The 13909-nt window shown below is 68.0% G+C and carries 8 protein-coding genes; all 8 read left to right on the top strand.

All coding sequences use genetic code 11. The annotated features are described in order from the left end of the window. The first annotated feature begins 108 nt into the window (after window positions 1-108). Entirely contained in the window at window positions 109-1104 is a 996-nt protein-coding gene (locus ACFTZB_RS33485) for an alpha/beta hydrolase (RefSeq protein WP_378438285.1), read from the top strand. 131 nt (window positions 1105-1235) lie between these two features. Then, a complete protein-coding gene (locus tag ACFTZB_RS33490; protein ID WP_378438287.1) occupies window positions 1236-3122 on the top strand; it encodes an alpha/beta hydrolase-fold protein in 1887 nt (628 codons plus the stop codon). 126 nt (window positions 3123-3248) lie between these two features. Further along, window positions 3249-3815: a DUF732 domain-containing protein gene (locus ACFTZB_RS33495; protein WP_378438289.1), complete on the top strand. Its 567-nt coding sequence runs from the start codon at window positions 3249-3251 to the stop codon at window positions 3813-3815. Between the two features lie 6 nt (window positions 3816-3821). Further along, entirely contained in the window at window positions 3822-4802 is a 981-nt protein-coding gene (locus ACFTZB_RS33500; RefSeq protein ID WP_378438291.1) for a cutinase family protein, read from the top strand. A 192-nt stretch (window positions 4803-4994) separates the two neighbouring features. Further along, window positions 4995-5984 carry an LLM class F420-dependent oxidoreductase gene (locus ACFTZB_RS33505; protein WP_009477140.1) on the top strand — a complete coding sequence of 330 codons (990 nt, stop codon included), beginning with the start codon at window positions 4995-4997 and terminating at the stop codon, window positions 5982-5984. Window positions 5985-6171: 187 nt separating this feature from the next. Beyond that, window positions 6172-8067: a long-chain-fatty-acid--AMP ligase FadD32 gene (fadD32, locus tag ACFTZB_RS33510; protein WP_378438294.1), complete on the top strand. Its 1896-nt coding sequence runs from the start codon at window positions 6172-6174 to the stop codon at window positions 8065-8067. A gap of 133 nt (window positions 8068-8200) precedes the next feature. After that, window positions 8201-13168 carry a polyketide synthase Pks13 gene (gene pks13 / locus ACFTZB_RS33515; RefSeq protein ID WP_378438296.1) on the top strand — a complete coding sequence of 1656 codons (4968 nt, stop codon included), beginning with the start codon at window positions 8201-8203 and terminating at the stop codon, window positions 13166-13168. Beyond that, window positions 13165-13909: carboxyl transferase domain-containing protein (locus ACFTZB_RS33520; RefSeq protein WP_378438299.1), on the top strand; the 745-nt coding region annotated here is incomplete at its 3' end. The genes pks13 and ACFTZB_RS33520, both read left to right, overlap by 4 nt.

The raw sequence follows: 13909 nt of genomic DNA on the forward strand, positions 1-13909 counted from the left end.
CAGCGAGCGCTGCGCGGGTGGCGTCTGTACGTGAGATTTTCACGAGAGTTATCGAGAGGTTGCCGCGGCCGCGGCGCGAGACGCATCAAGCGGAGGGAAGACGAGTTCATGCGAGTTGGGGGTTCGACGAGAACAAGCGGATGGGCCAGGCGTACCGCCGCCGCAATTGCTCTGGCGGTCGCACTGCCTCTGGGCGTGACCATGGTGGGCGGTGGCGCAACCGCATCCGCAGCCTTCGACCCCGCAGCGCAGGACTTCTGGGTCGACTCCTCCATGGGTCCGATCAAGAGCCGCATCTGGCGTGCCGCGGACGGCAACACCAACCGTGTCGTCTACCTGCTCGACGGCCTGCGCGCGCAGGACGACCTGAGCGGCTGGGAAGTCAACACCGACGCGGGTCCGTTCCTCGCCTCGCAGAACATCAACGTCGTCCAGCCGGTCGGCGGGCAGTCCAGCTTCTACTCCGACTGGTTGTCGAACTCGAACTTCAACGGCCAGAAGACCCCGTACAAGTGGGAGACGTTCCTCACCGAGGAACTGCGTGACGCTCTGGCGAACCGCCTCGGCTTCCAGTCCACCCGCAACGGCGTCATCGGCCTGTCGATGGGTGGCAGCGCCGCCCTGACGCTCGCCGCCTACCACCCGGAGCAGTTCAACTACGCGGGCTCGCTGTCCGGCTACCTGAACATCTCCGCTCCCGGCATGCGTGAGGCGATCCGCATCGCGATGCTCGACGCCGGCCGCTACAACGTCGACGCCATGTGGGGCCCGCCGTGGAACCCGGCGTGGCTGCGCAACGACCCGTTCGTGTTCGCGAACAAGCTTCGCGACAACAACACCCGCCTGTGGGTGTCGGCCGCCAACGGCATCCCCGCCCCCGGCGGAGCCGCACCGACCGGATTCATGGACGTGTTCAACGCGACCACCGGTGCGAGCCTCGAGGCGCTGTCGCTGGCGAACACCCGTGCCTTCCAGGTCAAGATGGCGACCCTCGGCGCGCAGAACGTCACCTACAGCTTCCCGCCGCGTGGCATCCACACGTGGCGCTACTGGCAGCAGCAGATCCACGATCTGGCAGGCGACCTCGGCAACACGATCGGGTAGCTCGGAAGTAACAATTGCACCAGCTGTAACAGCGCGGCACTCCCACTCGTCTGTTGTTTGCGTGTAGAAAGAACCGGAACGCGAGGCCGTGCTCCGTGTTGGCCTCGACGCGCAGAGAGAGAGTGAACGTCATGCGAGTAGGCCTGTTCAGGGCAGAACGTCAGCGTTCGTCGACCGGAAACGTTCGAAGGCGCGCGCTCGCCTCGCTTGCCGCCGTGCTCGTGGTGCCGGTGGCGGTCGGGTTCACCCAGACCGCCACCGTCTCGGCTGCGCCCGTCGCCGCGCAGGCCCCGGTGGCCACCCAGGCCCCGAGCGGCGCGACGATCCATCACGTCGACTGGCTCACCGACCGCCGCGTGGCGATCTGGATCAACTCCCCGTCGATGGGTGTGCCGATCCAGGTGCAGATGCTGCTGGCGCGGGACTGGAACTCGAAGCCGACGGAGAAGTTCCCGTCCGTCTACATGCTCGACGGCCTCCGCGCGCAGGACAACGAGAACGGCTGGACGCTCGAGACCGACGCCGAATCGTTCTTCGCGGACAAGAACATCAACGTCGTCCTCCCCGTCGGCGGCCAGTCCAGCTTCTACTCCGACTGGGTGGCGCAGGACAACGGCCAGAACTACCAATGGGAGACGTTCCTCACGAAGGAACTGCCCCCGATCCTCGAGAGCGACTGGCGCACCACGAAGACTCGCGGCGTCGTCGGGCTGTCGATGGGTGGCACGTCCGCGATGTTCCTCGCGGCCCGCAACCAGGGCTTCTTCAAGTTCGCCGCGTCGCTGTCGGGCATGCTCACCACCACCGCGCTCGGCATGCCGCAGGCCGTCGCCTACGCGATGAGCGACGCGGGCGGATTCGACGCGAACGCGATGTGGGGTCCCCCGACCAGTTCCGCGTGGGAGGAACACGACCCGTACCTGCTGGCCGACAAACTCAAGGGCGTCAGCCTGTACATCTCCAGCGGCAGCGGCACCACCGGCCCGTACGACCAGCCGTCCGGAATCCCGGGCGTCAGCACCAATTACGCGGGCATGGGGCTCGAGATTCTCAGCCGGCTCACGTCCCAGACGTTCGCGACCAAGCTCAACAAGCTGGGCATCCCCGCCCAGGTCAACTACCGGCCGTCCGGCACGCACTCGTGGCCGTACTGGCAGTTCGAACTGCACCAGCTGTGGCCGCAGCTCGCGAGCGCCGTCGACGTCGAACCCGAGAAGCCGGTGTGCACCACCGCCGGGTCCATCGCCGGTGTCGCAGGCGCGAACCCGTGGATCGGCGACTGCCTGACCCCCGAGTACAGCCTCGCGGGCGGAACGGTCCAGGACTTCCGGAACGGCCGGATCTTCGCCAAATCCGACACCGGCGTGCAGCCGGTGGCCGGCGCCATCGGCGGCGTCTACCAGGCGACCGGTGGTCCCGGCGGGCCGCTCGGCTACCCGACGACGCCCGAACTGGCCACCCCCGACGGTCGCGGTCGCTTCAATCACTTCGAGCGCGGGTCCGTCTACTGGTCGCCGCAGACCGGGGCGCACGCTGTCCGCGGCGCGATCCGGGACGAGTGGGCACGGCAGGGCTGGGAGGCCGGACCGCTGGGGTACCCGGTGGCCGAGGAAGTTCCCACACCCGGCAAGGACGGCGCCGTGCAGGGCTTCGAGATCGGCGCCATGTACTTCAGTCCCGCCAACGGCACCCACCGCGTGCAGGGAATGATCATGGGCAAATACGCCGAACTCGGTTACGAGGGCGGCTGGCTCGGATTCCCGAAGACCAGCGAGATCCCCGTCAAGGACGGCGGCCGGTTCAACCAGTTCGAAGGCGGCAACATCTACTGGAGTCCGCTGTCGGGCGCCTGGGCCGTCGAGAACGGACCGATCTTCGACGCCTGGAAGAGCGCCGGCTACGAGGGTGGCCGGCTCGGGTTCCCGATCAGCGACAAGTTCGCCATTCCCGGTGGCGTCCAGCAGAACTTCCAGACCGGTTACGTCACAGTGATCGACAACAAGGCCGAGATTCACTGATGGCCGCACCGTACTAGAAATCTCACGCGCAGCGGGCGGGACCGGGTCCGGCGGACCAGGGTTCCGCCCGATCTGCGTCTGTACCCTGTCGAGAGACAACGACTTGGAAAGCAAGGACGGAAATAGATGCCGCAGCACTCACGTATCAGCACCACCTTCCGACGGTCGATCGCGGTAGGCGCGCTCGCCGTCGCAGCGAGCGGATTGTTGGTCGGGTGCGGTAGCGACGACTCCACGGCGACGTCCAACCCGTCCACCAGCACGACCACGACGTCCGCGGCCGCATCCAGCTCCGCCGAGAGTTCGGCGTCCGCCACGCCCAGCGCGAGCGCTTCCGCACCGGTGACGAGTCCCGGCGAAGCGGCCACCGCACCGCCGGCGCAGCCCGAGGAAGTCCCGGGCGACTTCCCCGGCCCCAGCGAGGTCCCGGTCAGCGCCGACGGCCAGAAGTTCCTCGACGCGCTGAAGGCCAAGGGCATCGAGCCCGCCGCCGACGGCACCATGGCCGTGAGCACCGCCGACTTCATCTGTCAGGCCAAGGCCGAAGGCAAGAGCGACCCCGAGACGATGGTGTTCGTCACAGCGATGGTCGGCACCGAGGCGTCCGCTGCGGGTCAGGAACTGACCCAGGAGCAGGCGACGGCCAACGCCCAGACCTACATGGACGTCGCCCACGCGACCTACTGCAAGTAGACGCCGATGTCGGTGACCGGGCGCGGAACGCGGAAGAAGAAGAGCAGCCTCCTGCGCACACTGCTGGTGCTGATCGTGATCCTGCTGGTGATTCTCGTCGCAGTGATCGCGCTCTGGTATCTGCTCGCAGGGCGGCTGCCCAAACCGATCCCGACCCCGCCCGGCCCCGAGCGTCCCAACGCCCAGCCGGCGAGCTGCCCCGACGTCCAGGTGGTCGTCGTTCCGGGCACGTGGGAGTCCAGCGCCACCGACGACCCGTACAACCCGACGGCCAACCCGGCGTCGCTGATGCTCAACGTGTCGCGGCCGCTGCAGGAGCAGTTCGAGTCCTCCCGCGCCGACGTGTACACGGTTCCGTACGTCGCACAGTTCTCCAACCCGGTCGCCTTCCCGCCGGACGGGCAGCAGTCGTACAACAACAGCCGCGGCGCCGGCACCGCCGCCACCAACGACATCCTGATCCGCCGGCACGCCGAGTGCCCGCTGACCAGCTTCCTGCTCACCGGCTTCTCCCAGGGCGCGGTCATCGCCGGCGACGTCGCTTCGAGCATCGGCGCAGGTGACGGCCCTGTTCCGGCGGATCTGGTGCTGGGTGTCGGGCTCATCGCCGACGGTCGCCGCGATCCGGCCGCCGCGACGAACGTCGGGCAGCCGGTCGCCGGTGTGGGAGCCGAACTGTCCCTGGCCGGTCTGCAGATCCCGGGCATCACGATGACCGGTCCCCGGCCCGGTGGCTTCGGTGATCTCACCGACCGGGCGGTGGAGATCTGCGCCCCCTCAGACGGGATCTGCGACGCGCCGGCGCAGGCGCTGAAGCCGAGCAACTGGATCGGCAGCGGGCTGCGCCTCCTCGAGTACAACAACAACCCGGTCCACGCGATGTACAACTCGTACGTCGTCGACGACTCCGGCACGACGGCCACGCAGTGGATCGCCGGATGGGCAGCCGAGAAGATAGAGGCCGCCCCGACTCCGGCTCACAGTTGATTTTGTGGCGGATGGGTTCACCGTGGTCGGTGAGCCGTGAATCGTCCCAAACGAAGAGGCGCGACGCGTACTCGCCGGTAGTGTGCGTTTCCCGGCACCGGTAGAGTGCTGCACTGTCGCGGCACCACCCGTGCCCGACCCACCGATGTTCACGTCCTGAACGGGGGCGTTACACCACAGGAGAAGCTATTCATGAGTTCCGACGCCAGCTCGTTGCGTAAGTTCCGATTCGCGGCAGGCGGAGAGGGCAACGCGGACGAGGGCGGCGCGCGTCGGTTCGTCAAGCTTGCACAGAAGGCCGAGGAACTCGGGTTCGACAGCTTCATGATCCCCGACCACCTGGGCAACCAGGTGGGACCGATCGCCGCGCTCGGCGCGCTCGCGATCGCGACGGACAAGATCCGGCTCGGCACCGCCGTCCTCGCCAACGGCTTCCGGCATCCGGCGATCCTCGCGAAGGACGCCGCCACCATCGACGTGCTGTCGGGTGGCCGCCTCGAACTCGGCATCGGCGCAGGGTGGATGAAGGAAGAGTTCGACAAGGGCGGCATCGACTACGAGCGTCCGGGCGTCCGGATCGCCAAGCTCGAGGAGACCCTGCAGATTCTCGACGTGTTGCTGCGCGGCCAGGAGTGCAACTTCGACGGCAAGTACTACCAGATCAAGGGTCTGACGGGCAGCCCGCGGCCGCGGCAGGGTCCGCGCCCCCCGATCGCCGTCGGTGGCGGCGGCCCCAAGATGCTGGCGCTCGCGGCCAAGTACGCCGACATCATCTCCGTGGCGACGCCGACCAGCAAGGAAGGCAAGCTCCTCCTGTCGGGTGTCACGCTCGAGAAGACGATGGAGCGCGTCGACCGGATCCGCGAAGCCGCCGGTGACCGGTTCGACGACATCGAACTGAACTGGACGATCACCACCATCGTCATCACCGACGACCGCGAGCAGACCGCCGAGATGGCGCTCGCCGCACTCGACCAGGGCTTCCCTCCCAACATCGAGGTCGACACCAAGCTGTCCGTCGAAGACATCCTGAGCTCGCCGTATCTCGCGATCGGCAGCTTCGAGGAGATCGCCGATCAGATCCGTATGGTGCGAGAAAAGACGACAATGTCCTACGTCGGTGTGTTCCCCACACAGATGGATGCGTTCGCGCCGATCATCTCGCAACTGAAGGGCGAGTAGACGCAGCGTACTGAGGGCGGCGATGCCAATCTGTAACATATCGATGGTTTGGAATCGATGAACTTATTCGGGTGAGTGGCGTGTTACGTCGTTTCCCACGAGTTTTACAAGATCCGATTCGGCGAAGGAAGTCTGGGGCGCAGTCATGCCGGTGGCATGCCTGTGTGATCGCTTCGGAGGAGATGGAATGAACGCGAAGTTCGATGATTTTATCGACGAGACGGGCCACATCAGGCTCGACTCGGGAAGCACGCTGGTCGACTACGTCCAGCGGCACACCCGGGAGAACTCGGACGAGCTGGCATACCGCTACATCGACTATTCGCGGGACAGAGACGGCGAAGCACAGGAGCTGACCTGGGAACAGTTCGGCCACCGGTTGCGCGCCGTCGCGGCTCGCCTCCAGCAGGTCACCAAACCCGGCGACCGTGTCGCGGTCCTGGCGCCGCAGGGTCTCGACTACGTCATCTCCTTCTTCGCCGCCATCCACGCCGGAACGATTTCGGTGCCGCTGTTCGACCCCGACGAACCCGGCCACACCGACCGTCTGCACGCCGTCCTCGGTGACTGCAAGCCTGCCGCCATCCTCACGGCCACCTCCTCCGCCGCGGGTGTACGACAGTTCTTCCGGTCCCTCCCGGCCGCCGAACGCCCCCGGATCATCGCCGTCGACGCCATCCCCGACAGCGTCGGCGAGTCCTGGGTGCGCCCCGAGATCGATCTCGACGACATCGCGTACCTGCAGTACACGTCCGGCTCGACCCGGGTGCCTGCCGGTGTGGAGATCACGCACCGCGCCGTCGGCACGAACGCGCTGCAGATGGTCGACTCCATCGAGCTCAATGAGAACTCGCGCGGCGTCACCTGGCTGCCACTGTTCCACGACATGGGGCTGCTGACCGTCATCCTGCCCGCCCTCGGCGGCAAGTACATCACCATCATGAGTCCGCGCGCGTTCGTGCAGCGGCCGTACCGGTGGATCAAGGAACTGGCCGCGGTGTCGGACGGTGCGGGCACGTTCGCGGCCGCACCCAACTTCGCGTTCGAGCACGCCGCCGCCCGCGGCCTGCCGAAGAACGGCGAGAGCCTCGACCTGAGCAACGTGATCGGCCTCATCAACGGCAGCGAGCCGGTCACCACGTCGTCGATGCGCAAGTTCAACGAGGCGTTCGCGCCGTACGGCCTGCCGAAGACGGCGATCAAGCCCTCGTACGGCATGGCCGAGGCCACGCTGTTCGTGTCGTCCACCCGGCACTCGGACGAGGCTCGCGTCATCTACGTCGATCGCGACGAGCTCAACGCCGGTCGCGTCGTGAAGGTGGACCAGGACGCCGAGAACGCCATCCCGCAGGTGTCCTGCGGTTACGTCGCGCGCAGCCAGTGGGCGGCCATCGTCGACCCCGAGTCGCGCATCGAGCAGCCCGACGACCGGGTCGGTGAGATCTGGCTGCACGGCGAGAACATCGGCATCGGCTACTGGGGACGCACCGACGAGACCGCGGAGACGTTCCACAACAAGCTCACCAACCGGCTCGCCGAGGGTAGCCACGCGGAGGGTACGCCCGAGGACGCCAACTGGATGCGCACCGGCGACTACGGCGTGTACATCGACGGCGAGCTGTTCATCACGGGCCGAGTCAAGGACCTCGTGATCGTCGACGGCCGCAACCATTACCCGCAGGACCTGGAGTTCTCGGCGCAGGAGGCCAGCACCGCGCTGCGCCCCGGCTTCGTGGCCGCGTTCGCGGTCCCGGCCAACCAGCTGCCCGCCGTCGTGTTCGAGAACACGCACTCGGGCCTGAACTACGACGCGGACGATTCCTCCGAGCAGCTCGTGATCGTGGCCGAACGCGCACCGGGTGCCGGCAAGGCCGACCCGCAGCCCGTCGCCGACACGGTGCGGGCCGCGCTGTCGACCAGGCACGGAGTCACGGCACGCGACATCCTGCTGGTTCCCGCGGGCTCGATTCCCCGCACGTCGAGCGGCAAGATCGCCCGCCGCGCGTGCAAGGCGAGCTACATCGAGGGCACCCTGCGCGGCGGATACACGCAGACGGCCTTCCCCGATAGCGTTTCCGAATAGTCCACTTCCTGACGGGTAGCTTGGTGAGTTGATGGCTGAAAAAGATGATGACCGGGTCGGGGCGAGCGAAGCGACGGGGAATGTGGTCGGGGCGAGCGAAGCGACGGGGAATGTCACAGACAGCACAGGTGACATGACGGTCGCGCAGCTGCGTGACTGGCTGCGCAACTGGATTGCCGACGCAACCGGGCAACCGGTCGGTCAGATCACCGACGACCGCCCGATGGAAGAGTTCGGTCTGTCGTCGCGTGACGCCGTCGCGCTCAGCGGGGAGATCGAGGAACTGGTCGGGGTCACGCTCACCGCGACGGTCGCCTACCAGCACCCCACCATTGCGTCGCTGGCCACCCGCATCATCGAGGGCGAACCCGAGCAGCCGGACGACTCCGCCGACGCCGCCTACTACGCGTCGGCGCCGACGTCGGACGCGCACGACATCGCGATCGTGGGTCTGGCCTCACGCTTCCCGGGCGCGGGCACGACTCCCGCCGAGATGTGGCAGATGCTCGCCGAGGGTCGTGACGGCATCTCCGACCTGCCCGAGGGCCGCTGGGAGGAGTTCACCTCCGACCCGCAGATCAAGGCCGCCGTGGAGAAGGCCAACACGCAGGGCGGCTACCTCGACGACGTGAAGACGTTCGACGCGGAGTTCTTCGCGATGTCCCCGCTGGAGGTCGCGAACGTCGACCCGCAGCAGCGCCTCGCGATGGAACTGACGTGGGAGGCCCTCGAGCATGCCCGCATCCCGGCCAGCGACCTCAAGGGCGAGCAGGTCGGTGTGTTCATCGGCAGCTCGGCGAACGACTACCAGTTGCTCGCCGTCAGCGATCCCGTCCACGCGCACCCGTACGCGCTGACCGGCACGTCGACGTCCATCGTCGCCAACCGGGTGTCGTACTTCTACGACTTCCGCGGGCCGTCCATCGCCCTCGACACGGCCTGCTCGTCCTCGCTCGTCGCGGTGCACCAGGCGGTGCGCTCGCTGCGGTCCGGTGAGTCGGATCTCGCGCTCGCCGGCGGCGTCAACATGCTCGTCGCGCCGCCCGCGACGCTGGGCTTCGACCAGCTGGGTGTGATGGCCCCCAACGGCCGCATCAAGGCGTTCTCCTCCGATGCCGACGGCATGATCCGCGCGGAGGGCGGCGGTCTCGTCGTCCTCAAGCGTCTCGAGGACGCCGAGCGGGACGGCGACGAGATCTTCGCCGTCATCGCCGGTAGCGCCGTCAACCAGGACGGCCGCTCCAACGGTCTCGCGGCTCCGAACCCCGACGCTCAGGCCGACGTCCTGCGGCACGCCTACCGGGACGCGGGCATCAACCCGGCAGGCGTCGACTACATCGAGGCGCACGGCACCGGCACCATCCTCGGCGATCCGATCGAGGCGGACGCGCTCGGACGCGTCGTCGGTCGTGGACGCGCCGACGACAAGCCCGCGCTGCTCGGGTCGGCCAAGACCAACTTCGGTCACCTGGAGGCCGCCGCGGGCGCCGCGGGTCTGATCAAGGTCGTCCTGTCGATGCGGGAGGACAGGCTTCCCCCGACGCTGAACTTCGCCGGACCCAACCCGTACATCGCGTTCGACAAGGCGCACCTGCAGGTCATTCCGGAGGGTGCGGCATGGCCGCGCTACACGGGCGCGGCCGTCGCCGGTGTGTCCGGATTCGGGTTCGGTGGCACCAACGCCCACGTCGTGGTGCGCGAGTACACCGGGCCTGCCGTCGACGACACCGCCGAGCCCGCCGGCACGGTCGTACCCGCCGAGGTCGCGGTGGCCGAGTCCGAGCCGACGGTCGTCCTCGCGGTGTCCGGTGCGCTGCCGTCGCGTCGCCGCCGGGCCGCCGCCGATCTGGCCGACTGGCTGGAAACGGAAGAGGGCAGCACCACCCCGCTCGCCGATGTGGCCCGCGCTCTCGCGCGCCGCAACCACGGTCGCTCGCGGGCCGTCGTCCTGGCGAAGACCCGCTCGGAGGCCATCACCGGCCTGCGCGCCGTCGCCGCAGGCAAGCCCGGGCAGGGCGTGTTCACCGCCGACTCGCCGTCGTCGAAGGGCGCCGTCTGGGTTCTGTCGGGCTTCGGTTCGCAGCACCGCAAGATGGCCAAGCAGCTGTACCTGGAGAACCCGGTGTTCGCCGCGGCCGTCGACGAGGTCGACGCGCTGATCGAGGACGAGGCCGGCTACTCCATGAAGGAGAAGTTCCTCGACGACGCGATCGACTATGACGTCGAAACGTCGCAGGTCGGCATCTTCACCATTCAGATCGGTCTGGCGGCCCTCCTGCGTCATCACGGCGCCGAGCCGGAGGCCGTCGTCGGCCACTCGATGGGCGAGGCTGCCGCCGCGTACATCTCGGGCGGTCTGCCGCTCGAGGACGCGGTGCGGGTGATCTGCGCCCGGTCCCGCCTCATGGGTGAGGCCGAGGCCACGCTCGAGGGCGACGACATCCGTCTGATGGCGCTCGTCGAGTACAGCGCATCCGAGATCGAGACCGTCCTCACCGATTTCCCGCACCTCGAGGTCTGCGTGTACGCGGCCCCGACGCACACCGTCATCGGCGGCCCGGAACCCGAGGTCAACGCCATCGTCGCGCGGGCCGAGGGCGAGGAGAAGATGGCCCGCGTCCTCAAGACGAAGGGGGCCAGCCACACCTCGCAGGTCGACCCGCTCCTGGGCGAACTGGCCGCGGAACTGGCGGGCATCGAGCCGACCAAGCTGAAGCTGGGCGTGTACTCGTCCGTCGACAAGGACACCTACTACCGCGCAGGCCACGAGCCGATCCACCGCGAGGAGTACTGGACCAAGGGCCTGCGCCACAGCGTGTACTTCACCAACGCCGTCCGCCTCGCGGTCGGTAGCGGGCACACCACGTTCGTGGAGTTGGCACCCAACCCCGTGGCCCTGATGTCGGTGGCCGCCACCGCGTTCGACGCCGGCCTGCACGACATGCAGCTCATCCAGACGCTCAAGCGCAAGGAGGACGAGCCGCTCGGTGTCATCGCCGCGCTCGCGCAGCTGTACGTCCACGGGCACGCCGTGGACCTGTCCTCGCTGCTGCCGGAGGGCGACTTCGCGGCCGTTCCGCGCACCGCGTGGATCCGCAAGCCGTACTGGGTGGAGACCCGGATCGACTCGAGCGGCAACACCCGCGTCCCGGGTGCGCACGTGTCGCTGCCCGACGGCCGCCACGTGTGGGAGGTCCAGGCCGGCTCGGTCACCGACCTGCCCGCACTGGTCACCGCCGCCGCGTCGCAGGTGCTGTCGGACGTGACGCTCGCCGCGTCCGTCCTGCACGCCCACGCGCCCGCCGAGGGAACGCTGACCACCACGCTCAACCCGCACCCGGGTGGCGCGTCGCTGCAGGTGCACGCGAAGAGCGGTGCGAGTTTCACGCTGCTGTTCGACGCCGCCGTCACGTCCGGGGAGGCGCTTCCCGAGCCGGTGGTCGCTGCGCCGGTGCAGGTGGCGACGTCGCCGGTAGAAGAGCTGCCCGAGGTCGTCGAGGACATCGGCGAGAAGTGGGACCCGAATGGTTCGCAGACGCTCGAAGACCGTCTCGCGCTGATCGTCGCCGAGTCCATGGGATACGCCCCGGAAGACCTGCCCGCCGAGATCCCGCTGATCGAGCTGGGCCTCGATTCGCTGATGGCCGTCCGCATCAAGAACCGCGTCGAGTACGAGTTCGACATCCCGCAGCTGCAGCTGCAGGCGGTCCGTGACGCGAACCTGCTGGAGGTCGGCAAGTACCTGCGCTACGCGGTCGAGAACCGCGAAGAGGTGCAGGCGCTCGCGAACAGGCAGAAGGCCGAGAAGGAAGCGGCGGAGGCCGCGGAGGCCGACCGTGATGAGGAGGCCGCGGAGGCCGACCGTGATTCCGGGTCCCCTCTCGACGCCGAGGACACGTCCGTGGAGGCGGAGGCCGAGGCGATCCTCGCGGCCACCCCGGCGCCGGCGACGGCCGCTGCTCCCGAGGCAGCCGCCGTGGACAGCAAGGAAGCGTTCGCCGACGCGACCGGCACCGACGTTCCGCCGCGCGACGCCGCCGAGCGTCTGACGTTCGCCACGTGGGCCGTCGTCACCGGCGAGTCCGCCAAGGGCATCTTCAACACGCTGCCGATCCTGAACGACGAGACAGCGGAGAAGCTGGCCGCCCGGTTGTCGGAACGCGCGAACGGTGAGATCACGTTCGACGACGTCCTCGACTCGACGACCATCGAGGAACTCGCCAACGTGGTGCGCGGTTTCCTCGAGGATTCCGGCAAGATCGACGGGCTGGTCCGCGCGCTGCGGCCCCGCCCGGAGGGATCCGACGCCGTCCCCGTGTTCGTGTTCCACCCGGCCGGTGGTTCGACGGTCGCGTACGAGCCGCTGCTGAAGCGTCTGCCCGAGGGCACGCCGATGTACGGATTCGAGCGCACGGAGGGCCCGATCGAGGTCCGGGCGGCGGAGTACCTGCCGTTGATCCGCGAGATCCAGGGCGACGGGCCGTACGTGCTGTACGGCTGGTCGTTGGGCGGTGTGCTGGCATACGCGGTCGCGAAGCTGCTGCGCGAGTCGGGCGCGGACGTCCGGATCGTCGGCCTGATCGACACGGTCATGGCCGGGGAGAAGGTCGAGGACACCCCCGACGAGATCCGGAAGCGCTGGCAGCGGTACGCGGCGTTCGCGAAGAAGACGTACAACGTGGACTACCCGCTGCCGTACGACAAGCTCGCTGCGGCGGAGAGCGACGAGGAGCAGATCAAGATCCTCACGGAACTGCTCAAGCTGAGTGGCACCAAGATTCCGGGCGGAATCATCGAGCACCAGCGCACGTCGTGGCTCGACAACCGTGCCATCCAGACCGCCGAGCTCGAGCAGTACGACGGCGACGTCGTCCTGTACATGGCCGACCGCTACCACGACGACGTGATGAATCTGGAGCCCGCGTTCAAGACCCGGAAGCCGGACGGTGGCTGGGGTGACGCGGTGAAGAACCTGGAGATCATCCACGTGGGCGGCGATCACATCCAGATCGTCGACGAGCCGTACATCGCGAAGGTCGGTGCCGACCTCACCAAGAAGCTGGCGGCGATCCAGGCCGCCGGAACCGGAGCGCATCAGTGACCACCACGACCGCAGAGAAGCTTGCCGAACTGCGCGAAAAGCTGGAGACGGCAAAGGAACCCGCGGGCGAGCAGGCGATCGCCAAGCGCGCGAAGAAGGGCATTCCGAGCGCGCGCGAACGCATCGACATGCTGCTCGACCCGGGAAGTTTCATCGAGGTCGGCGGTCTGATGCGCCAGCCCGGTGACCCGAACGCGCTGTACAGCGACGGCGTCGTCACCGGCCACGGGACCGTCGAGGGACGCCCGGTCGCGGTGTTCTCGCACGATCAGACCGTGTTCGGTGGGTCGGTCGGCGAGATGTTCGGCCGCAAGGTCGCCGCGATCATGGAGTTCGCCGCGAAGATCGGCTGCCCGTGTGTCGGCATCAACGACTCCGGCGGAGCCCGGGTGCAGGATGCGGTGACGTCGCTGGCCTGGTACGCGGAACTGGGCCGTCGGCAGGAGCCGCTGTCGGGCATGTGCCCGCAGATCTCGATGATCCTCGGCAAGTGCGCGGGCGGCGCGGTGTACGCGCCGATCAACACCGACGTGCTGGTGGCCACCGAGGAGTCGTACATGTTCGTCACCGGGCCCGAGGTGGTCCGGAAGATCACCGGCGAGGACGTCAGCCTCGACGAACTCGGTGGTGCCCGGAATCAGGCCCAGTACGGCAACCTGCACCACGTGGCTCCCGACGAGAAGGCCGCGTTCGAGTGGGTGCGCAAGTACCTGAGCTTCCTGCCGTCGAGTTGCATGGAGA

It is taken from the genome of Rhodococcus sp. NPDC057014, assembly GCF_042673295.1.
Taxonomy (GTDB): Bacteria; Actinomycetota; Actinomycetes; order Mycobacteriales; family Mycobacteriaceae; genus Rhodococcus_F.